The organism is Sporosarcina sp. P34 (assembly GCF_002743375.1).
GTDB lineage: Bacteria > Bacillota > Bacilli > Bacillales_A > Planococcaceae > Sporosarcina.
This window is the reverse complement of the sequence record NZ_PDZC01000002.1, coordinates 341435-363011: the sequence shown is the minus strand read 5'-3', so window position 1 is coordinate 363011 and position 21577 is coordinate 341435. Positions and strand designations below refer to the sequence as shown.

Sequence of the window (21577 nt, the reverse complement as noted above, 5' to 3'; positions counted from 1 at the left end):
TTTTAATTTGGTCCAATTAATGGATAAAGATTTATTGGCTTTACAACAAATGCGTACAGCCGTCCAAACTGCAAAAGAAGCACAAGAGAAATTCATGGGCTATTCTCAGCAACAAGTTGACCAGATTGTCAAAGCCGTAGCTGATGCCGCTTTTGAACAATCTGGTCGCCTCGCGCAACTTGCGGTAGATGAAACAGGTATGGGGGTAGCAGCTCATAAGAAAATTAAGAACGAAGTGGGCTCCCGTGATGTATACGAAAGTATTAAAGATATGAAAACGGTCGGCGTCATCAAAGAAGACCTTATGAATAAGGTCGTGGAAATCGCTGCTCCGTTCGGTGTAGTTGCCGCAATCATCCCAACGACCAACCCAACATCGACGGCGTTCTTCAAAACTTTGATTTCATTGAAGACACGAAATTCCATTGTAGTTAGCCCTCACCCTTACGCAGTGGAATGCACACACGAAGCATTAAAAGTATGTGATGCTGCAGCGGTTGCAGCTGGAGCCCCTGAAGGTTTGATTCAATGTCTCACACTGGCTTCAATGGAAGCTACACAGCAATTAATGTCGCATAAAGACGTGAATCTTATCATTGCAACAGGCGGTAGTGCGCTCGTCAAAGCGGCATATAGCTCCGGCAAGCCAGCTTACGGTGTAGGTCCTGGTAATGTACCAGTTTATATCGAACGTTCCGCAAAGATTGAAAAAGCGGTAAAAGATATCGTGGACAGCAAGTCATTCGATTACGGTACGATTTGTGCAACCGAGCAAGCCATTGTGGTTGATAAGCACGTCGTGGATCTGGTTACGCGTGAGTTGAAGAAAAATGGCGCGTATATTTTATCAGATGAAGAGAAAAAGATTATGGAAGGTGTCATCTCACCGGTACCCGGTAAGGTGAATCCGAAAGTGGTCGGTAAGAGCCCACAGTTCATCGCGAAAATGGCAGGCATTTCTTTACCAGAAGGTACGCGCCTGATTGTGGGGATGGAAACAAAAGTCGGTAAAGACGTACCGTTTTCATTGGAGAAACTATCACCTATTTTCGCCATGTATGTCGTAGACGGTGTGAAGCACTCGAAAGAAGTGTGCCTCGACTTACTAAACCTTGGCGGACGTGGACATAGCTTGGCACTACATACCGAAATCGATGCAGTAGCTCGTGAATTCGCTATGGAAATGCCAGTATCACGTATTTTGGTCAACACGATGTCTTCTATTGGAGCAGTTGGTGGTACGACAGGCTTAATGCCATCATTTACATTAGGGTGCGGAACATTCGGCGGCAATATTACATCAGACAATGTCACAGCTACACATTTATTAAATATTAAGCGGATGGCATATGGCACGAAGGAAGTGCAATTACCAAAGCATTCAGAGCCGACGGAAAGCTCCAATGATCAGCTCGTATCCAGTGTAATGAATAATGTATCAGCCACAACAAACAACAACATTGATCCAGCATTAGTACAGAACTTAGTTAGTGAAATCGTTAAACAACTTACAAAATAAAACATTATTAGGAGGAAACAATTATGAACAGAGAAGGTACAGCATTAGGAATGGTAGAAACTAAAGGACTAATCGGTGCAATTGAGGCAGCAGACGCAATGGTGAAAGCAGCAAGCGTAAACTTAGTAGGTAAAGTACATGTCGGCGGCGGAATCGTAACAGTCATGGTACGCGGTGATGTAGGCGCAGTAAAAGCAGCAACAGATGCAGGTGCTGCTTCAGCACAACGTGTAGGTGAATTGCTTTCTGTTCACGTAATCCCAAGACCACATAACGAATTAGAAATGATGTTACCAAAAAGCGAATAATCACTGCTGTCATAGTAGAAAGGCGTGAACTAGATGAATCAGCAATTGATTGAACAAATTGTCGGAGAAATTCTTGGACAACTGGGCAAAAGTCCCGTTCAATTGCCGGAACGAGCGGTCCCCATTGCGGTTTCCGCCCGTCACGTACATTTACAGCCTGAACATGTGGAAGTATTGTTTGGCGCAGGGTATGAATTGACACAGCGGTCCGAGCTTTCACAGCCGGGCCAATTCGCCGCAAATGAAACGGTGATGATTGCAGGACCTAAAAGCAGTATTGAACGTGTGCGTATTTTAGGACCTGTCCGAAAAGCGACTCAAGTTGAGGTCAGCTTTACGGATGCCATGAAACTCGGCGTCAAGCCCCCACTTCGGGAATCCGGTAATATTGAGGGATCAGCACCGATTACATTAATCGGGCCAAAAGGTAGTGTGCATATAGACCAAGGACTTATTATCGCGCAGGCACATATCCATATGGCACCTGCAGATGCTACACGCTTTGGCGTGGAAGATGGAGAGTATGTCACGGTGGAAGCAGACGGAGTCCGATCCATTTCATTCCGCAATGTACGAATTCGGGTGAATGAGCGATATCGTCTCGAAATGCATATTGATACCGATGAAGCAAATGCAGGGTTCATTTCACAAGGATCGATTGGTCGTCTAGTGAAATCGGGTGACGCAAAAGAAGCGGCACCTGTACAAGCGACGACAGAAACGGTGAAGACGCCTACTCCGGTAAATGTTCAAGAGACATTTGAATTCACAAAAAAGCTTTTGTCGGCTGAAGACGTGTCCGAGATTTCAGAGAAGGAAATCGTTATTAATAAAGGCACAATTGTTACGGCACTAGCAAGAGATACAGCACGTGAACTCGGTAAAAAGATATCTAGTAGAAAGTAGAAAGTAGAAAAAGGTGATTACGCATGCGAATGGGTAGAGTGATTGGTAATGTATGGGCAACCCGTAAAGAGGATGGATTATCAGGGCTTAAACTGTTAATCGTCCAGCCGATTGATGCATACGGCAATAGTATACAGTCGCATATGGTCGCGGCAGATCGGATTGGAGCAGGGGTTGGTGACGAGGTACTCATTACGAGTGGCGGTTCTTCACGCTTTATTTTACCGAAAGAAAACCCGATCCCAATCGACGCGGTCATTATTGGCATTATCGATTCAACAGAAGTGAAAAGAGGTGATATACATGAGTCAAGCGATCGGAATGGTTGAGACAAAAGGATTGATTGGATCGATTGAAGCGGCAGACGCAATGGTGAAAGCATCCAACGTGGAGTTGGTATCACAGGAGATGGTGGATGGTGGAATTGTTACGGTCATCGTTCAAGGTGATGTTGGAGCAGTTCAGGCAGCTGTTGACGCAGGTCGCGACGCAGCAGCGCGTGTAGGTGAATTACTAGGTGCGCACGTAATACCGCGTCCCGATGATTCAGTGTATGGCATGGTGAAACCCCTAGTGTCGACTACTCCAGAAATTCCGCAAGTAAAGAAACTGGCAGAAGCGAAGAAGGCACCGAAGAAAGACTGAGGCATACATTATATGTGCATTCCTCATATTGAAGTCTATAGAAAGGAGTGTTTTGCATGGCTTTCAAACGACATAAAATTGCGGTCATTGGAGCTGGTCACACGGGCTCTACCGCTGCATTGATGGCTGCACAGAAAGAATTAGGAGACATTGTCTTGGTTGATATCCCGGATCTTTCCAATCCGACTAAAGGGAAAGCACTGGATCTTCTTCAGACGAGTCCTGTACAACAATTCAATTCCCGTATTACAGGTACATCCAATTACGAGGATATTGAAGGCGCTGCAATGGTTATCATTACAGCGGGTGTTGCACGTAAACCAGGTATGAGTCGAGATGATTTAGTCGCAACTAACGCGAAGATTATGCGTTCTGTTTCCGAACAAGTGAAACGTTATGCGCCAGACAGTACCGTACTGATTTTAAGTAATCCGGTTGATGCGATGACATATGTATGTTATAAAACAACGGGCTTTCCTAAAAACCGAGTAATTGGACAATCAGGCGTGCTTGATACTGCGCGTTTCAATACGTTCATCTCGGAAGAACTAAACATTTCCGTAGAGGATATTTCAGGCTTTGTACTTGGTGGACACGGAGATGACATGGTTCCACTTGTGCGTTATTCTTATGCTGGCGGCATTCCATTGGATAAAATTATCTCGAACGAACGGCTAGAAGCAATTGTGGAGCGCACTCGAAAAGGCGGCGGTGAGATCGTCTCACTACTAGGGAACGGTAGCGCCTATTACGCACCGGCAGCGGCTTTGGTGGAGATGGCTGAAGCAATTATTAAAGATAAGAAACGAATTATGCCGTCCATTGCTTATTTAGAGGGCGAATATGGATATGAAAACATTTACTTAGGCGTACCCACTGTTCTCGGGGGCAATGGTATCGAAAGCGTGATTGAACTTCCGTTAACAAAGGAAGAACAAACAGCACTCGATCAATCAGCTGACTCTGTCAGAGCAGTCATCGACATTTGCGAAAAGCAAATGTCCTAATTACTACGGATCTCTCTAAGTCGTAAAGAGGACTTAGGGAGATTTTTTGTGTATAAAAAATTTTAAAGGTAGTGTTTTAGTCGTTAAATGATAGAGAAGTCATAGATTCTCCTCGAAAATCTACAAATGTTAACAGGGAATTACAACTTTAATATTTACAATTATTTATTTGGGTGGTACAATAAACAGAATTCACTGAATTGTAAAGCATGTCTTTAGTATACTTGTTAGGGGATATATAAAGAATTCATTTCCTTTCGACTCCGAAATGTAAGCGCTGTCAAACGGCATTTTATCATTACTTGACGAAAAAATGTTCATTTATTCCCCGGCAAGACATATACTATGAAAACTACAAAATCCAGGAGGTAATTCTTATGAAAAACAACAACTATCAGAACAATTCATCACTACCCGAGCAGAACGAAACATTCTATTTAATCACAGGCTATTCGGAGAATGGTTTCATCCACGGAATCACGTGGGAAGAAGCATATGTTCAAGGATTGGCGGAGTGCGGCTGTCTATGCGATCAACAACTAATGTAAGTAATGAAGAACATTCTACACGGGGTGCCTAGCAAAAAACGATTGTGGATGTACTCACGATGTTTTTTGCATAGGTACCCTATTTAGTTATGTCATGTTCCTTCTAATAAATACAAACGCTACCACTCACAATGTTATCCATGATAAAATGATAGCAATCAAATAAATGAGTTTGCACGATGCGTTGGTACCTATCAAGGTGTAAAAGGGAATCCGTAAACCGGAGCTGTCCCCGCAACTGTACACACGGACGACCGCTAGAATTAGCCACTATGGAGACATGGGAAGGCATTAGCGGAAGGATGAAGTGAAGCCAGGAGACCTGCCACATATCGTAAAAGCGACACTTTCTTCGGGGGTTGAGGAGTGGAGGCAAAAAAGGTATCTGCATCTATGCATTTTTGTGTGTAGTATATTAAAGCTGCCTGAATTTGTTTCCTCATTCACAACTATTGCAATCATCTTGCCGAAGAGGCGGAATGATTGTTTTTTGTTGTTTACGAAAGGAGACCGCGACATGAGAGTAGTGGAACAGATAACCGAACGCGCATTGTTGCAGTTATTGTATAAACAAGTGGAACAACAGCGTGGAAGGCCTGTGTATTCAGGGTTTCATCAAGTAGTAAGGAAACTGTTACAGGATGGCTTATACGATCAATGGTTTTATGACTATTCAGCAAGCGAAAATCAAATGGCTCGGCTTACAGATTGTAGCTGAACGTGACCGATTGATACCTTCTGCACTGTTGCAGCAATATATGAATGAATTTGTAACGTCCAATTATTACGATGAGTGGATAGGACTGCCTCAGGAGAGGATTATGCTCATAGCTATGGCTACCATGCAACATGAAACTGTTCAGCGTCTGCAGAAAGTACAGGAAGCATATTGGATACTGAGCCATGGCTATGTGACGTTACCAGCTGAAGTGATGTCGTTCTTCGGTAAAACATTCTGTCAGCGAAAGACGAGAGTCCAGCAATACACTATGGATGTTGCTGACAGCAGAATCGCATCATTTTTATCAAGCAAGGTAAAAGAAAAGCATATACGTATACCCGATTGTTTTATGGAACAAGTAAAAGCGTGCGGTTCTTGGAGTTTATTTGAAGCTGAACAAGTAGAGCGCACTTTAGGATGTTCACTAGGCGACTTCAACAGTGAAAGATTTCCCCATGCCGCTGACGGCTCTTTTATTACATATAAAAAAGTTTCTGCCGTCGGTTTGATGAAACAGCTGCTTAGTAGTGAAGGGATTATAGTGCATTTTTACAATATAAAAAGACAGGAAAAAGCTGCGTTATCCTCGTATATTCAATTGCCGAACGTAATGCAGAAGACGGAGTTGGCACGTACATGTACCATACTTGTACCTTTGCTAAATAGCATTGAGAGCATATGGGGACATACTTTACGAATTGAAGTAGCGGAATGGGATACCGCCATAGTCGACCAAAATATCGGTTTGCATTCAGAGAAGGCCATTCTGTTTATTGAAGATGTAGCTGCACAAATGAACGGGTACTTAGAGACTTCATCTCGTCAAAGTGGCATGCAAAGACCTTTACGTAAAGCGGCTGCGGTCATGCACCGTTCAATATGCCAGGCGACAAAACAACAACAAGTCGCGATGATCGATCAGCTAATTGCAGAACAGCGCCATACCGATCAAGGCGGATCTGTTACGTTGGAGAAGTCTTCTACCATTGAAACGGCAGAACTGTTGCAGCTACTCATGAAAGCATGGAGTGGTGGAATTCCTGAAGTCCGACTTATCTGAATCCCTTCTATTGTAGTGGAAAATGAAGTGGCGTAAACTAAGTATTACTAGTAGTTTACATCCGAGGTGAGACAGATGTTTCAATTTGATACATTAGGACATGAAATAGTAACGGAATTATCGAATCTGATTAAGCAGCAAGTCATCTTAACGGATCGAAGGGGCTTCATTCAAGCGAGCACAGAACCGGATCGAATCAATCAATTTCACGAAGGGGCACTGTTAAGCATGCGCCAGAAAACAATGCTCCGTATGGGTGATGAGGAAGTAGGGCGTCTGCATGGGGTCCGTAGGGGAATCGTCTTGCCGATCATCATTGAAGATGAACCGATCGCTGTACTTGGCGTGACGGGTGATCCAGACGCGATTTATCCGCAGGCTCAGTTAATTTTACGCGTAGCGGAACTGTTTATCCAAGATTCCTTAAAACGAAAGCAAAAGGATGAACAAGTTCGCGATGTGGAGTTTTTCGTTTTTGACTGGCTGACGGGATCGAAGAAAGATGAAAGGTTTACAGAACGAGGGACTCTCCTAGGAATCGACGTCACACTTTACCATCAAGTAGTGGTTTTAGAGGTGCTAGATTTATTGGAACAGTTCTCCGTCGAAGAAATAGAGACATTTACATCGATTCAAAACCTCCATCCTTCTATGAAGATGATCCGCTGGGCGCAGAATAAAATCTTACTATTATTACCTGAAATGAATCAAGAAACAGTAAAAAACGAGTTGGAGTTCCTATTGCTTCATATAAAACGGCGCAAGAAAGTACAAGTTGTCGCAGGTATAGGTGCATCCACACGTTATTTCGACTTAGCTAAATCATTCGCGCAGGCAGAACGTGCTGTCAATGCCGCAAAGAAATCTGGTGATATTGTCTTTGAACATGAACTGCGGCTTGAAATTATTTTGCAGAGCGTTCCAGATATGGTGAAGCAAGAATTCCTTAAGCGTACAGTTTCGACGCTGAAAGATAATAAAGAACTGCTGAATAACTTGGCGGTATGGTTTGAAGAAAATCAGTCGATGCAAAATACTGCGCAGCGTCTGCATATCCATAAAAACACATGGACTTACCGGCTACAAAAGATTGAGCAATTAACGGGGCTATCTGTTTCCAGTACGCATGATGTCTTTTTACTGTACTTGGCATTGTGTATCATGGAAGACTAGTCGTGAATAAATGACACATTTGCTTCGCTTCCGATAGTGGAATCGGAGCTTTTCTTATTGGATGGAGAAACTGATGTTTTTTCAAACCGAGCTCCTATTCATGGTAGGATTAATTTGTGTCTCATCCTAAGAGTGTCAGGAGGATTTTTTTGAATAGAATCAGAAATATCACAACACTGCAATGGATCTTATTTTTGATCTTAGCACTTTGCTGTATCGTTTCCATTGCCTTTGTAAACCAAAATTATTCATTTTATGACCGACCGATCGCTAAGGTAATCCATACTACAATAGAGGAAGAAACTGACGTAACAGATATGCATGGCAATGAAGATACGCTATTTGTCCAGCAGATGGTAGCTAGGATAATGAATGGGGAAGAAATGGGGCGTGAAGTCCAGTTGGTAAATGAGTATTCATCCTCGGGAGCGTACGATCAACAGTATGATATAGGAAATGAAGTATTTGTTTCCATTGATTCTAAGGTAGGAGAAGAACTGGCAGGTAGTATCACAGACGTAAAACGGGATAAATATGTATTACTCGTTGCTTGGATCTTCGTCTTTACGCTATTGCTTGTAGGGCATAAGCAAGGGCTATTAGCAATAGTGGGATTTGTGATTAACGTTATAGTACTATCATTCGCTTTAGATGTTTATGTGAAATACTATGAAGTCAGTTTACTTGTGGTTTGTGGAATATGTATCCTATTATTCACAATTATTTCGCTCTTGCTAGTGAGTGGCCGAAATGAAAAAACATATGCTGCAATTGTAGCTACGCTAGTCGCAACAGTAGTATCTCTTTCCATTACATCTCTTGTCATCTGGATCACTTCAGGGAATGGGCTACGTTATGAAGAAATGCAGTTTTTGACGCGTCCTTACCACACCATCTTCATGGCGGGCCTGTTTATCGGATCGCTCGGAGCCATCATGGATGTGGCCATTACGATGTCGTCTTCCCTGTTTGCATTATATGAAAGAGATCACACGATATCAGTTAAAGCGCTAAGAACATCTGGAATAGATATCGGCAAAGATATTATGGGAACCATTACAAGCATTCTATTTTTCGCTTATATAAGTGGATCCATTCCCATGCTGATTCTCTATTTGAAAAATGCTTCGCCTGTAGGATTTGCACTTTCGATGAATCTATCGTTGGAATTAGCACGTGCATTAGCTGGTGGGATTGGTATCGTCTTGACTATCCCTATTGGACTCTATACAGCGATCTTCTTTATTGAACGAAAGAGGGCGAGAATATGAATGTGCTGGTATGGCTCGCTGTTATTTTACTCGTATTGATGATCTGGGTAGGTGGGAAAAGTGGAGCACGATCATTCATATCACTATTTTTTAACTTTGGTGTCGTCTTCTTCACTATGTTTTTTATGTTGGATTCGAACGCTAACCCTATTTTAATTACATTTATCGCCTGCATAGTTATAGGATGCGTCAGTTTGTTCTACATTAATGAAGTGAACAGTAAAACGGTAATAGCATTCATCTCAACGATGATTACCATTAGTATATTATTGTTTTTTATAGTAGTAGTGTCCCAAAAGCTCATGATTCAAGGATTTGGGGAAGAGGAAGAAGAGGCAATCGCAGGTATGTCACTCTACATTGGTCTGGACTTCGTAAAAATAGGTGCTTCCGTCATTATCATGAGTACAATTGGAGCAATCATGGACGTCGCTATATCAATCGCTTCTACTATGCATGAAGTATTTAAGCATACGCCCAGCTTAAGCAAGAAGGAGTTATTCAAGTCTGGTGTCAATATTGGGCGGGATATTTTAGGAACCGATACGAATACATTGTTCTTCGCATTCTTTGGAGGATATCTGGCATTGCTCATTTGGTTTAAGGATTTGCACTACTCCATTGGAGATATTGTCAATTCAAAGATATTCAGTTCAGAAATGATTTTGATACTTTGCGCGGGACTTGGTATAGCGCTAGTTATACCGATAGCGTCTTGGATCAATGCATATTTCTTAGTTAGAACTAGAGAGAAGTTAAATAAAGTACAAAGAGAGGAGCAATGAATTGCTCCTCTCTTTTTCATTATATTAATATAGTGGGAGTGTAAAGGGACATTTCACAATAGAAACTAGACGTTGGCACAAAAAATGAATATTTTCTCTCGATATCATTGTGCTAAAGTCTATATGAATTAAGTTGTCATACTATTAGAATTATATGGACTAATCAAATGTTTTGAATAGGTACTTTCTTTAGGTGAGTATCTGAACAACTTTTGAAAAAAACTGGGGGGAATACAAATGAAAATGAAGAAAAAGAGTGTATTAGGCGCAATTGGTTTATCTGCCATACTGATGCTGGCAGCTTGTTCGTCAGACAAAGAAGAAACAAAAGACGGTGTGGGAGAATCAGAAGGAAAATCATACGATCTAAAAATGTCTGTCACCGTTAATGACTCATCTACCTGGTACCAAGCGGCAGACAAGTTAGCACAGGACTTGAAAGAACAAACAGATGGCCGTATCAAGATTGAAGTTTTCCCGAATGAACAACTATCAAATGGTGATCAAGGGAAAGGCGTAGAGCTTCTAACAAAAGGACAGACCGATCTGAGCCTACACTCAACAATTATCTATTCTATCTTAGATGATCGCTTTGGTGTAGCGAGTGCACCATTCTTATTTAAAGATAAAGACGGGGTAGACAAAGTTTTTGATGGTGCAGGTGGAGAAGCACTTGCTGAAATCCTCAATGAAAAGAACGTTGAATTACTCGGATTCGGAGAGAATGGTTTCCGTCAAATCACAAACAGTAAAAAGGAAATCAAATCGCCAGAAGATATGAAAGGTCTGAAAGTACGTATTCCTGGAATCACTATGTACACAGACTTGTACCGGGCACTAGGTGCGGATCCAACGACAATGGCATTCTCTGAAGTATTTACATCTCTTCAGCAAGGTACGATTGACGGTCAAGAAAACCCGATTGATGTTATTCATTCTTCTAAGTTGAATGAAGTACAAGACTACTTAACGACTTGGAACTATTCCTATGATCCACTAGTATTGGGCATCAATAAGAAGTTGTTTGATTCGATGAGTGAAGAGGATCAGGAGCTTGTGAAGAAGTTAGGTAAAGAAGCGGCAGAATATCAAGTAGAAATGGCACGTGAAAAAGAAGAGAAACAAATCAGTGAGCTGAAGGATGCAGGCATGCAGTTCTACGCACCAACAGACGAAGAATTAGCTAAGTTTACAGAAGCGGTGCAACCCGTTTATAAAAAGTATGAGAATATCTGGGGCAAGGATTTATTAGACAAGTTCCAAGATCAATAAGAACTGGAGGGTGGATGTATGGGAAAGATATTCAATAGATTAGAAGAATGGATTGTCGTGATTGTACTGTCCATCATGTCCACCATTGCATTCGTTAATATTTTATCCAGAGGCTTTGCTAATTATTCATTTTCTTTTACAGAAGAAATTACAGTCAACTTGTTCGTATTGTTAACATTTGTCGGAACGGCCATTGGTGTGCGTAAGTACGCGCACCTTGGCTTTACTCTGATTTATGACAAGGGCAATCTGTTGCTGAAGAATATAATTACGATTTTGGTTGGAATTATGATGATGCTATTATTTTTTATTCTTTTATATTTTGGTATGAAGATGGTGCAGTATCAGATGGATATGGGACAGAAAACACCTTCTCTTGGATGGCCGCAATGGTGGTTCTCGATGTCGATGCCAATCGGTGCGCTATTTTGTTTAATCCGCTCTATCCAAGTAACTATTGTTGAATTCCGACAACAAAACGAGAAGGGAGAGCAGCTATTATGACAGCGATCATTTTATTCGGCGTATTTTTTATTTTAGTCATGCTTCGAATGCCCATTGCTGTGGCCTTAGCAATCTCGTCCATTGTTGTACTATTTACAGGCAGTGGATTGTTTGGTTTGGAATTGGTTGCAGATATCATGTATACGAGTGTAGCGAAATTTACGTTGCTCGCGATTCCGTTTTTCATCTTGGCGGGAGTCATTATGGAGCATGCGGGAATTTCAAAAAGACTAATTGATTTTGCGCAGGCTCTAGTTGGTCATCGTAAAAGTGGAATTATTTTTGTGACCGTTATGACGGCGATTTTCTTTGCGGCCATTTCAGGCTCAGGCCCTGCAACGGTTGCAGCGATTGGCGGTATTTTAATCCCAGGTATGGTGAAGAACGGTTATAAAACGGAAACTGCAGCAGGTTTGGTGGCAAGTTCCGGGGCAATCGGTATTATCATTCCTCCTAGTATTGCTTTTATCGTCTTCGCGGTAGTAGCGGGCGATCAGATTCCGGTATCGATCGGAAGAATGTTCATGGCAGGGGTCATTCCAGGCCTGCTATTGGGCGTTGGATTTATTATAGCTGCTATGTTCGTTAGGTATCGACAGGAAAAACGTGAGGGGCCGATATCGCAACAGTACATAATGGAACCTGCAACCAGTGCGGAACGCTTTAAAGCTTTCGGGAATGCAATCTGGGGCTTATTAATTCCTATTATTATTTTAGGTGGTATTTACGGTGGATTTTTTACACCGACAGAGGCAGCGGTAGTGGCGGTATTTTATAGTCTGTTCATCGGGTTTTTCATTTATCGTGAACTGACATTGAAAAAGCTATATGACATCTTAGTTGCAGCGGGTATTCAGACGGCAGTCGTCATGTTTATCGTTAGTGCGGCGAGTGTCTATGCATACATCATCACAACCGAGCAAATTGCTACGCAGATTTCAGACGTGATGTTAAGTATTTCAGATAATAAAATTATAATCTTATTGCTCATTAATATCATTCTACTAATTGCGGGCATGTTTATTGATGCAATTTCTGCCTACTATATTTTCATTCCGATCTTATTGCCAATTGTGCTATTGTTCGATGTCGATCCAACAGTATTCGGTGTATTCATGACAGTCAACTTAGCGATTGGGCTTTTCACTCCGCCAGTCGGACTCAATTTATTCGTAGCCGCGGGTATATCGAATACTTCAATAGGGCAAATATCGAAAGGAGTTTTACCTTTCGTTGTCTCCTCCATCATTATCTTGTTACTCATTACGTATATTCCGCAGATCTCTACATTTTTACCAGATTTACTAGACATTAAGTAGATTGAGGAGGGTTACTTATGAAGCTGAATGGACAGACGGCGATTGTCACAGGGGCTTCCAATGGTATTGGTGCCCAGACGGCCCTCCTTCTTTCACAGCAAGGAGCCAATGTTGTTCTGGTGGATTCAGTGAGTTGTGAGGCGACGTTACAGGCGATTCAATCTTTCAGTGGCAAAGCAGTTTATTTAGAATGCTTAGGGGAAGTTCGTGATAAAGAATTTGTGAATGCGGCAATTGCCAGAGCATCGGATACCTTTGGGGAGTTACATATCTTAGTAAATAATATGTGTATATGTAGAACTCATAATGAAAGTCAGTCATCTGTTGCTCAATGGGAACTCGAAGCGGATACGAATGCGCAAGCAACTTCTCTTTTCATTCGAGGTGTATCGCCATATATGATGGAGCAGAAGTATGGTCGTATTATCAACATTAGTTCGATATCAAATTGTGGCGGAGAACGAACGTTTACAGCTTCTAAGGATTCAATTAGTAAATTGACGAAGCAGACCGCTAAAGAACTTTGTGAGTATGGAATTACATGTAATTCGGTTGCACCTGTATCTATCACGAAATTGGACGAGGCGACAATCCATCAAACTGGCACAGCGACTAGTATCGCAGAGGCTGTACTGTATTTTGCTTCATCTGAATCTAATTATACGACAGGACAAATACTGAAAGTAGATGGAGGGTTTTGTATTGAATCACCCAATTGAAGCGGTGCATGACAAGAAAACGAATCGGATTATCGGTCGTTTGAAGAAAGATACCGATTTATTTGAAGGGATTCTTGCAGTATGTAAGCAATATCACGTTGAAGCAGCTCAATTTCAATGTATAGGTTCTCTAGCGTATGCGACCATTGTACAGCCACAGCAAAATCTTGATAAAAGTTTACAGTATTCCGAACGGCTCGTCACAAACACCCCCGTCGAACTGCTTTCAGGTTCAGGATTTGTTGGCTACGATGAACAAGGACAATTGGATATCCACTTCCATGGTTTATATGTAGACTGTAATAAACAGATGAATGGCGGTCACTTTCTCAAAGGAGAAAACCCTGTGGCGATTACAGTGGAATTCATTATATTCCCGGTATCCGATACACATGTTCATAGAAAGCCAGATGAATATTCAGGTATTCCATTATTTCATTTTGCGCAAAGGAGTGAGTGATAGTGGAGACAATCGGTAAACTAGCAATGAAATCGGCAGCGGCCTATCCGAATAAAATAGCCGTGAAAGATGAAAGACGCTCAATTACATTTCATGAACTGATGGAACGGGCACTTGCGCTTACAGCATACTTTGAGAAAGTTGGTCTTCAAAAAGGGGATCGCTTCGCCGTGCTCTTATCGAATCGTCTAGAACATATTGAGCTTGACGTGGCGGCAGCGATCTCAGGTGTCATCAAAGTACCGTTAAACTATCGACTTCATCCGAAAGAGCATGAATATATGCTGGATGATGCAGATGTTCAGTTGATTATTGGTGAATCAGTGTTAATAGAACCAATCAATACAGTAATTCAAGCGTTAACGATCGGTGAGCCGTACGAACAAGCAATTGAACAAAATGTTGGTGCTATATGTACAACGGAGGTTATGGAAGAGGATATATTTGCGATTATGTATACATCCGGTACGACAGGAAATCCAAAAGGTGTGATGCTGAGTCATCGCAACATCATTTCGGGAGCATTATCACTAGCGCTCGCTTGTGAAATTAATTATGACGATGTGATAGGACATGTCGCCCCGTTGACACACGGCAGTAATTTTCTGTCGCATGTAGCGTGGTTATATGGATTAACGCAAGTTGTATTTAACAAGTTTGAGCCTGAAGAATTTGTGCATGATTTAACGAGAGAAAAAGTCACTGTTATTTTTCTAGTTCCGACGATGGTCAATTTGATGGTCCAGCATCCGAAATTCAATCCGAAGAATTTATCTACAATCAAAACGATTAATATGGCAGGTTCTTCGATTGCAGCAAGTAAACTCGAGCAAGCACTCGCTCTAACAGGGCCGATATTTGCACAGACATTCGGTCAAGTTGAAGCGCCGATGTGTATTACGATAATGCCGAAACGTGAACTTGGCGATCATCTAGAATCCTGTGGCCGTGTTGGACCTTTTGTCGATGTAAAAATTGTCGATGCGCAAGGGACTGAACTGCCGGCAGGTGAAGTCGGAGAAATCGTTTGTAAAGGTTCTCTTGTCATGAAAGGGTATTGGAATAACGAGCAGGCGACGAATGAAACATTACGTGACGGCTGGTTGCAAACAGGTGATCTCGGTTGGAAAAGTGAAGCAGGCTATGTACATATCGTGGACCGTAAAAAAGACGTTATCATTTCAGGTGGCGTCAATATTTATCCGAGGGAAGTTGAAGAAGTCCTCAATAAGCATGACGGGGTAAAAGAGACATGCGTTATCGGTGTACCTGACGATAAGTGGGGGGAAAACGTCATTGCATATGTCGTTCCGAACGGTACTAAACCCGTGACGAAAGAAGAATTACTTCAATTATGTCTTGACCATATGGCGAGTTTCAAAAAACCGAAAGAGATGTATATCGTGGATGAACTACCGAAAAGCTCGTACGGTAAAATTTTAAAACGGGAATTACGCAATCAGCATGTGGAGGTGCAATCTTGACGAATGTCTATATCGAAGGAATTGGCATGACGAAGTTCGGAAAGTTTATCGATAAGTCTATGAAGCAGTTGCTAGTTGAAGCGTCGATAGAAGCACTTGAAGATGCAGGAAATCCGAAAGTTGATGCGGTGTTTGTCGGAAACTTTATGGGCGGCTCAATCGGAAATCAGGAAATCCTCGGTGCCTTAGTTGCCAATGAACTCGGACTTGGCTATATCCCGACAGCGAAAGTAGAAGGCGCTTGTGCATCAGGGGGGATTGCGCTTCGTCAAGGAATCATGGGGATTCTAAGTGGCGAATACGATACAGTCTTAATAGCGGGTGTGGAGAAGATGAAACATGCTTCGACTGCTGATGTTACACAGGCGATCAATGCCGCAATGGATAACGATTCCAATGAAAAGCAGGCAGGTCTCACATTCCCTGGATTCTTTGGCGTACTCGCGAACCGTTACTTCTATGAAACGGGCGCTACGAAAGAGCATTTGGCGATGATTGCGTTAAAGAACCGTGAAAATGCGTTGAATAATTCACTGGCACAATTCCAGAAACCAACGACGATGGAGGAGATCATGGCGGCACGTATTATTACTTCTCCACTCGGCTTATTTGATTGTTCTCCAACTACAGATGGGGCAGCAGCGTTGGTGATCACGCGCAAAAAAGGTGCTATCCATATCCGTTCGTCTGCACAAAGTTCGGGACCTACCCAAATGCAAGATGCGGATGATTTACTTTCATTGCCTGCAGTACGAGAATCGGGTCGCTTGGCATATGAAAAAGCGGGCGTCGGTCCGGAAGATATCGACGTCGTGGAAATTCATGACTGTTTCTCCATGACGGAAATGCTTGCAATTGAGGAGTTGGGCTTTTTCAATAAACGAGAAGGCTGGCTTGCGGTGGAGCAAGGTCGCACGAAAGCGACTGGCGATAAACCAGTGAACACGAGCGGGGGATTATTATCACGCGGTCATCCAATCGGTGCAACCGGTGTCGCACAAATGTATCAGCTCGTCCAACAACTGCGTGGTACTGCACCGAATCAAGTAGAAAATGCCCGACTCGCTTTGGCGCAAAACTTGGGCGGAACAGGTTCGTACTCCACTGTTCATATTCTAGAAAGGTTGTGAAGAGATGAAAGTCTATCAATGCGATCAGTGTGAATATGCCAGTGTTTCGAATAAATACCGTTGTCCGAGTTGCGGAACAGGCAAGCTGCAAGAGCGAGACGTATCTTCGAGGGGTTCGGTTTACAGCTATACCGATATCCATATCGCACCTGCAGAATTTGCTCATCTCGCTCCTTATACCGTGGCACTTATTCAATTGGAAGAATCTAAAGCGAAGGTTACCGTAAGAATGGATGGAAATGTTCAGATTGGGGACATGACGGAATTGGATCATGTAGAGGATGGGGCGTATATTTATCGGAAATGCTGAGTTAGGAGCGATGTTTTTAAGGAGAGCGCTCAAAGGTTCATGGAAAGCGCTCATAGTTGCGGCTCGAGTGCTCTATCGAATGCTTTAACCGCTCATACATGGTCTTTGACTGATCATAGTACTTCGATTAGCGCTCAAAGCAAGTGTCTAACCGCTCCTAACAAAAAACATAGACGGACTTCCTCGCAAGGAGGAGAAATAAATGAAAACCATACAAACCGTATCAAAAATTATTTCAAAATATTTACCACTTTGGATCGTACTCTTATCCATCATTGCCTACGCTATTCCGGATGCGTTCATTTCAATCCGGCAACTGACGGGCTTTGGATTAGGGACGATCTTCTTTCTGATGGGCTTATCGCTTTCGTCAGAGAAATTGCTCGAGGTCATCAAAAACCCAAAATATGCTTTACTTGGCATCCTGCTGAAATGGACGATCATGGTCGGAGTATCAATAGGAATTGCCTATATATTTTTCGGCAATCAAGCGGAGATCGCAACCGGTATTATTTTGGCAGGTACCGTACCAAGCGGAACGTCTGCAAATATTTATACATTCATTGCAGGAGGAGAAGTAGCGCTTAGTATTACGATGGCGACACTTGACACATTCATTTCCCCTGTGTTGACGCCGGTTTTATTGCAGACATTTGCGGGACGATTTATTCCCATTGAATTCTGGCCTTTATTTCTTAATATTATTTATATCGTGTTCTTCCCTTTGATTGGTGGTTTACTGATCCAGTGGAAGTTTGAGCGGCAAGTGGAGAAGTTCAAACCATATACGGGAGTCTTGTCCCAGCTTGCTCTATTTTTAGTCATCCTATCGGTCATCTCCAATGCCCAGCAAGCACTATCTGAGAACTTGTCCGTGCTACCTCTTGTATTCGTAGCAGTCACATTACAAGTTAGTATCCCAATGGGCGCTGGCTACTTCATCTCCAGATGGCTAGGCGTACCCGAGCGCAACGCCCGCGCGATTTTATTCCATACAGGTATTTGCAACACCGCCCTTGCCGCAACACTTGCGATGGAGCACTTCGGATCACTCGCAGCTGTACCGGCTGTTGCCAATATGGTAATGAACTTAACAATTGGCGCCTTAATGGCGAGTCTATTCGAAAATAAATTCCGACTTGCAGTGGAAGAGTAAGAGCAAAATACAAAAAAAGATGCAGAAGGGCGTATAGCCTTCCTGCATCTTTTCATTATTAGACTTCCACTTTACTGCGTACAAGATAATCGAACGCGCTGAGGGAAGCGGTGGCGCCGGAGCCCATGGAGATGATGATCTGTTTGTATGGCTCGTCTGCGCAGTCGCCCGCCGCAAATACGCCGGGTACGCTCGTCGCGCCTTTTTTATCGATCACAATCTCACCGAATCGGTTGCGTTCGACTGAATCGCCGAGCCAGTCCGTGTTCGGCACGAGTCCGATTTGGATGAATATGCCGTCCAGTTCGATATGATGCTCCTCACCGGAATCACGGTCTGTATACGTGACGCCGTTGACTTTATCAGTGCCGGTGATTTCCTTCGTTTGGACGTTCGTCAGCACCTTCGCGTTCGGCAGGCTGTTCAAGCGTTCCTGCAAGACCGCGTCTGCTTTGAGTTCCGGTGCGAATTCGAGCACGGTGACATGACTTGCAATGCCTGCCAGGTCGATCGCCGCTTCGATGCCCGAGTTTCCGCCGCCAACTACTGCCACGTTCTTGCCTTCAAACAAAGGTCCGTCGCAGTGCGGGCAGTAGGCAACGCCTTTGTTGCGGAATTCCGCTTCGCCCGGTACGCCAATGTTGCGCCAGCGTGCTCCCGTCGACAGGATAACGGTCTTGCTTTTGAGAACTGCGCCATTTTCCAGTTCGATTTCAATGAGTTCCTTTTTCTCCAGACGTTTCGCTGTCTGCAGGTTCATGATATCGATATCGTATTCTTTCACGTGTTCTTCAAGGCTTGCCGCAAGTTTCGGTCCTTCCGTGCGGTTGACGCTGATGAAGTTCTCAATCGTTGCGGTATCCAGGATCTGGCCACCGAAACGATCAGCGATGATGCCTGTGCGGATCCCTTTGCGGGCAGCGTAGATCGCTGCGCTAGCGCCTGCAGGCCCACCGCCGACAACGAGCACATCGAATGGTTCTTTGTCTTCAAAGTCGGATGCATCCAGGCCGCTTCCCATTTCCGCAAGGATTTCCTCGATTGTTTTGCGGCCGCTCGTGAATGGTTCGCCGTTTAAGTGAACGGTCGGAACCGCCATGATGTTTTTGCTTTCCACTTCATCCTTAAAGGCTGCGCCGTCGATCATCGTGTGCGTGATATTGGGATTTAGTACGCTCATGATGTTCAGCGCCTGTACGACTTCCGGACAGTTCTGGCAGCTCAGGCTGATATAGGATTCAAAATGATGCGCGCCTTCGATGTTCTTCACTTGCTCGATCACCCGTTCGTCGACTTTAGGCGCTCTGCCGCTCACATGCAGCAAAGCCAAGACGAGTGAGGTAAATTCATGGCCTAGCGGAATACCGGCAAACACGATGCCGGTATCTTCGCCAGGGCGGTTGACACTGAAACTTGGGGTTCTTTCCAATTCTGCTTTCTCTACTTTGATGAGGGAAGACATGGAGGCTAGTTCATCCACTAGCTCCTGCATGTCCTGTGATATTTTGTCAGAGCCCACGCTGATCTTCAGCTGGACTTCCTTTTCCATCATCTCGAGATATTGAGCTAACTGCGCTTTAATATTCGCATCTAACATATGAACCGTCTCCTTAAATTTTCCCTACAAGATCCAGGCTTGGCTTCAGTGTTTCGCTGCCTTCCTGCCATTTAGCCGGACATACTTCACCCGGATTGTTGCGGACATATTGTGCTGCTTTGATTTTATTGACTAGAACGCTTGCGTCACGACCGATTCCGTCTGCGTTGATTTCCGCTGCCTGCACGACGCCATCTGGATCGATGATAAACGTACCGCGTTGTGCCAGACCTGCTTCTTCGTCCAGCACATCGAAAATGCGGGAGATTTTCTGTGATGGGTCACCGATCATGATGTAGCGCAAACTGCTGATGGCATCTGAGTGGTCGTGCCATGCTTTGTGCGTGAAGTGTGTGTCCGTTGAAACGGAGTATACTTCCGTATCAAGGCCTTTCAATGTTTCGTACTGGTTCTGAAGGTCTTCGAGTTCAGTAGGGCAGACAAATGTGAAGTCAGCCGGATAGAAGCAGACTACGCTCCATTTGCCTTTAAAGTTTTCCTGAGTCACCTCGATAAATTCCCCGTTACCGCTGTTGTACGCGTTTGCTGTAAACTCTTCGATTTGCTTTCCGATCATTGACATGAATGATTCCTCCTAAAGTGTTTTTGATGACTGATGCAGTCACATGTTCAAGTTATAGAATATAATAATTCTAATTACACAATCATTATTATATAACTGTGCAGAGTTGTCAACATTATTGATTCTATATAGTAAAATGTCTTTGTATATTAACTTTAGAAATGATAGTATACGTTCTGCATTCTCTTTTATTCTCAATTGAATTGAATGATTACCAGTTGGATTGAAAGCGGTGGAAGGGACTAAGCTAAGCAATTTAAGAATAAACCAAATCGTGCAAGTTAAGTTGCGCGTGAAGAACTAATCTGTACAACTGCCGGGTGTGTTAATTTAAGTGACTTTGTGTGTGGCCCAAGTCAGACCGTTGTGGAAATGTGTTATATTTTACCGTAGAGTAGTGATTAAATTGAATGTCTAAATACTTTCTAGGATTCCGCAGTAAATCGTTGGATTGGCCCAAGAGAAACTCATAGACTTTTTTATGTCACGGAAGGATAAAAGCCCAGAGGATACCGTTAAACAGTATTCTCCTAGGCTTTAGTATTTACAAATGATTGAAAAGGGCTATTAAATGAATCGAAATTGAATGAAAGATTTTATAGCGGCTTTTTTGAGTGATTGGATTAACACACGCTTATGATTTTGAATATGTACTGGAACCATGATTTTGATCACAGTGGGCAACTATTTAATGATTACGGTGGCGCATGTGCTTCCAGCTGTAGCGCAGATCAACGGGTTTCAACCACTATTCCTTTACCATGTGCGGTCTGATGTAAAGGATCTTCACTCATGCATTCAAAGAATTAAGTTGTTAACTTAAAGTTATCGGAAAGGAGAAAATACAATGGATGTATGGTTTGTAATTAAAGAGCGTTATATGCTTCTTTCTATTTTTTTAATCATTATAGTGGCCAGCTTGTTATTACTTATAGCTATTTGGAAAAATCGTTCTGATATACCCAAAAGCCTAACCTTAATCATAACGATAATCTGTTCAGTCATCATTGCCTTATCAATATTGGCATGGGTATTTGCAATTTCGTTTGGATATAATTCTTAAAAACACTTCAATGACCTCTACGTTAAGTATAAATATA

At 43.0% G+C, this 21577-nt stretch carries 23 protein-coding genes and 1 riboswitch; of the genes, 21 read left to right on the top strand and 2 right to left on the bottom strand.

Features of this window, described 5'->3' with window-relative positions:
- The first annotated feature begins 19 nt into the window (after positions 1-19).
- The 20 genes from CSV63_RS05700 (at position 20) to CSV63_RS05610 (ending at position 18297) form a co-directional block, all read left to right on the top strand.
- A complete protein-coding gene (locus CSV63_RS05700; protein WP_199203616.1) occupies positions 20-1519 on the top strand; it encodes an aldehyde dehydrogenase family protein in 1500 nt (499 codons plus the stop codon).
- Positions 1520-1542: 23 nt separating this feature from the next.
- Positions 1543-1827 carry a BMC domain-containing protein gene (locus tag CSV63_RS05695; protein WP_085132129.1) on the top strand — a complete coding sequence of 95 codons (285 nt, stop codon included), beginning with the start codon at positions 1543-1545 and terminating at the stop codon, positions 1825-1827.
- A gap of 33 nt (positions 1828-1860) precedes the next feature.
- Positions 1861-2733: a phosphate propanoyltransferase gene (gene pduL / locus CSV63_RS05690; protein ID WP_099694926.1), complete on the top strand. Its 873-nt coding sequence runs from the start codon at positions 1861-1863 to the stop codon at positions 2731-2733.
- 23 nt (positions 2734-2756) lie between these two features.
- Positions 2757-3062 (top strand): EutN/CcmL family microcompartment protein, encoded by a 306-nt coding sequence (locus CSV63_RS05685; protein WP_099694925.1) that lies wholly within the window; start codon positions 2757-2759, stop codon positions 3060-3062.
- Positions 3037-3378, top strand: coding sequence for a BMC domain-containing protein (locus CSV63_RS05680; protein ID WP_099694924.1), 342 nt, complete (start codon positions 3037-3039; stop codon positions 3376-3378). The genes CSV63_RS05685 and CSV63_RS05680 overlap by 26 nt, the downstream gene beginning before the upstream one ends.
- Positions 3379-3434: 56 nt before the next feature.
- Positions 3435-4385 carry a malate dehydrogenase gene (gene mdh / locus CSV63_RS05675; RefSeq protein WP_099694923.1) on the top strand — a complete coding sequence of 317 codons (951 nt, stop codon included), beginning with the start codon at positions 3435-3437 and terminating at the stop codon, positions 4383-4385.
- 377 nt (positions 4386-4762) lie between these two features.
- Positions 4763-4933, top strand: coding sequence for a hypothetical protein (locus CSV63_RS16445; protein ID WP_158232047.1), 171 nt, complete (start codon positions 4763-4765; stop codon positions 4931-4933).
- 167 nt (positions 4934-5100) lie between these two features.
- Positions 5101-5277: riboswitch (cobalamin riboswitch) on the top strand.
- Positions 5278-5574: 297 nt separating this feature from the next.
- The gene (locus CSV63_RS05670; RefSeq protein ID WP_099694922.1) at positions 5575-6714 is read left to right on the top strand and encodes a ribonucleoside-diphosphate reductase subunit alpha; all 1140 of its coding nucleotides are present in this window, start codon (positions 5575-5577) and stop codon (positions 6712-6714) included.
- 75 nt (positions 6715-6789) lie between these two features.
- A complete protein-coding gene (locus CSV63_RS05665) occupies positions 6790-7887 on the top strand; it encodes a CdaR family transcriptional regulator (protein WP_099694921.1) in 1098 nt (365 codons plus the stop codon).
- Positions 7888-8036: 149 nt separating this feature from the next.
- Entirely contained in the window at positions 8037-9158 is a 1122-nt protein-coding gene (locus tag CSV63_RS05660) for a YibE/F family protein (protein WP_099694920.1), read from the top strand.
- Positions 9155-9943 (top strand): YibE/F family protein, encoded by a 789-nt coding sequence (locus CSV63_RS05655; protein WP_099694919.1) that lies wholly within the window; start codon positions 9155-9157, stop codon positions 9941-9943. Before CSV63_RS05660 ends, CSV63_RS05655 begins: the two co-directional genes overlap by 4 nt.
- Before the next feature lie 237 nt (positions 9944-10180).
- Positions 10181-11215, top strand: coding sequence for a DctP family TRAP transporter solute-binding subunit (locus CSV63_RS05650; protein WP_199203607.1), 1035 nt, complete (start codon positions 10181-10183; stop codon positions 11213-11215).
- A gap of 18 nt (positions 11216-11233) precedes the next feature.
- Positions 11234-11719, top strand: coding sequence for a TRAP transporter small permease (locus CSV63_RS05645; protein WP_099694917.1), 486 nt, complete (start codon positions 11234-11236; stop codon positions 11717-11719).
- A complete protein-coding gene (locus CSV63_RS05640) occupies positions 11716-13038 on the top strand; it encodes a TRAP transporter large permease (protein ID WP_099694916.1) in 1323 nt (440 codons plus the stop codon). Before CSV63_RS05645 ends, CSV63_RS05640 begins: the two co-directional genes overlap by 4 nt.
- 17 nt (positions 13039-13055) lie before the next feature.
- Positions 13056-13757: an SDR family NAD(P)-dependent oxidoreductase gene (locus CSV63_RS05635; RefSeq protein WP_099694915.1), complete on the top strand. Its 702-nt coding sequence runs from the start codon at positions 13056-13058 to the stop codon at positions 13755-13757.
- Positions 13741-14217 (top strand): PPC domain-containing DNA-binding protein, encoded by a 477-nt coding sequence (locus CSV63_RS05630; protein ID WP_099694914.1) that lies wholly within the window; start codon positions 13741-13743, stop codon positions 14215-14217. The genes CSV63_RS05635 and CSV63_RS05630 overlap by 17 nt, the downstream gene beginning before the upstream one ends.
- A 2-nt stretch (positions 14218-14219) precedes the next feature.
- The gene (locus tag CSV63_RS05625) at positions 14220-15701 is read left to right on the top strand and encodes a class I adenylate-forming enzyme family protein (protein WP_099694913.1); all 1482 of its coding nucleotides are present in this window, start codon (positions 14220-14222) and stop codon (positions 15699-15701) included.
- Positions 15698-16831: a thiolase C-terminal domain-containing protein gene (locus CSV63_RS05620; protein WP_099694912.1), complete on the top strand. Its 1134-nt coding sequence runs from the start codon at positions 15698-15700 to the stop codon at positions 16829-16831. Before CSV63_RS05625 ends, CSV63_RS05620 begins: the two co-directional genes overlap by 4 nt.
- Before the next feature lie 4 nt (positions 16832-16835).
- The gene (locus tag CSV63_RS05615) at positions 16836-17141 is read left to right on the top strand and encodes a Zn-ribbon domain-containing OB-fold protein (protein ID WP_099694911.1); all 306 of its coding nucleotides are present in this window, start codon (positions 16836-16838) and stop codon (positions 17139-17141) included.
- Between the two features lie 202 nt (positions 17142-17343).
- Positions 17344-18297, top strand: a complete 954-nt coding sequence (locus CSV63_RS05610; RefSeq protein ID WP_099694910.1) for a bile acid:sodium symporter family protein — start codon at positions 17344-17346, stop codon at positions 18295-18297.
- Positions 18298-18355: 58 nt separating this feature from the next.
- Here CSV63_RS05610 and ahpF read toward each other — a convergent pair whose 3' ends face one another.
- Together ahpF and ahpC are read right to left on the bottom strand one after the other, a co-directional pair.
- Entirely contained in the window at positions 18356-19894 is a 1539-nt protein-coding gene (gene ahpF, locus CSV63_RS05605) for an alkyl hydroperoxide reductase subunit F (RefSeq protein ID WP_099694909.1), read from the bottom strand.
- 13 nt (positions 19895-19907) lie between these two features.
- On the bottom strand, positions 19908-20477 hold the full coding sequence (ahpC, locus tag CSV63_RS05600) for an alkyl hydroperoxide reductase subunit C (RefSeq protein WP_099675825.1): 570 nt from the start codon (positions 20475-20477) through the stop codon (positions 19908-19910).
- Positions 20478-21324: 847 nt separating this feature from the next.
- Here ahpC and CSV63_RS05595 point away from each other — a divergent pair.
- A complete protein-coding gene (locus CSV63_RS05595; RefSeq protein WP_099694908.1) occupies positions 21325-21540 on the top strand; it encodes a hypothetical protein in 216 nt (71 codons plus the stop codon).
- The last annotated feature ends 37 nt before the right edge of the window (positions 21541-21577 follow it).

Coding starts and splice junctions, on each gene's coding strand:
- CSV63_RS05685 (WP_099694925.1), top strand. CDS start 2,757: ATGCGAATGGGTAGAGTGATTGGTAATGTATGGGCAACCCGTAAAGAG.
- CSV63_RS05650 (WP_199203607.1), top strand. CDS start 10,181: ATGAAAATGAAGAAAAAGAGTGTATTAGGCGCAATTGGTTTATCTGCC.
- mdh (WP_099694923.1), top strand. CDS start 3,435: ATGGCTTTCAAACGACATAAAATTGCGGTCATTGGAGCTGGTCACACG.
- CSV63_RS05695 (WP_085132129.1), top strand. CDS start 1,543: ATGAACAGAGAAGGTACAGCATTAGGAATGGTAGAAACTAAAGGACTA.
- CSV63_RS05610 (WP_099694910.1), top strand. CDS start 17,344: ATGAAAACCATACAAACCGTATCAAAAATTATTTCAAAATATTTACCA.
- CSV63_RS05595 (WP_099694908.1), top strand. CDS start 21,325: ATGGATGTATGGTTTGTAATTAAAGAGCGTTATATGCTTCTTTCTATT.
- CSV63_RS05615 (WP_099694911.1), top strand. CDS start 16,836: ATGAAAGTCTATCAATGCGATCAGTGTGAATATGCCAGTGTTTCGAAT.
- pduL (WP_099694926.1), top strand. CDS start 1,861: ATGAATCAGCAATTGATTGAACAAATTGTCGGAGAAATTCTTGGACAA.
- CSV63_RS05700 (WP_199203616.1), top strand. CDS start 20: ATGGATAAAGATTTATTGGCTTTACAACAAATGCGTACAGCCGTCCAA.
- ahpC (WP_099675825.1), bottom strand. CDS start 20,477: ATGTCAATGATCGGAAAGCAAATCGAAGAGTTTACAGCAAACGCGTAC.
- CSV63_RS05665 (WP_099694921.1), top strand. CDS start 6,790: ATGTTTCAATTTGATACATTAGGACATGAAATAGTAACGGAATTATCG.
- CSV63_RS05645 (WP_099694917.1), top strand. CDS start 11,234: ATGGGAAAGATATTCAATAGATTAGAAGAATGGATTGTCGTGATTGTA.
- CSV63_RS05640 (WP_099694916.1), top strand. CDS start 11,716: ATGACAGCGATCATTTTATTCGGCGTATTTTTTATTTTAGTCATGCTT.
- CSV63_RS05655 (WP_099694919.1), top strand. CDS start 9,155: ATGAATGTGCTGGTATGGCTCGCTGTTATTTTACTCGTATTGATGATC.
- CSV63_RS05680 (WP_099694924.1), top strand. CDS start 3,037: ATGAGTCAAGCGATCGGAATGGTTGAGACAAAAGGATTGATTGGATCG.
- ahpF (WP_099694909.1), bottom strand. CDS start 19,894: ATGTTAGATGCGAATATTAAAGCGCAGTTAGCTCAATATCTCGAGATG.
- CSV63_RS16445 (WP_158232047.1), top strand. CDS start 4,763: ATGAAAAACAACAACTATCAGAACAATTCATCACTACCCGAGCAGAAC.
- CSV63_RS05635 (WP_099694915.1), top strand. CDS start 13,056: ATGAAGCTGAATGGACAGACGGCGATTGTCACAGGGGCTTCCAATGGT.
- CSV63_RS05670 (WP_099694922.1), top strand. CDS start 5,575: ATGGCTTATACGATCAATGGTTTTATGACTATTCAGCAAGCGAAAATC.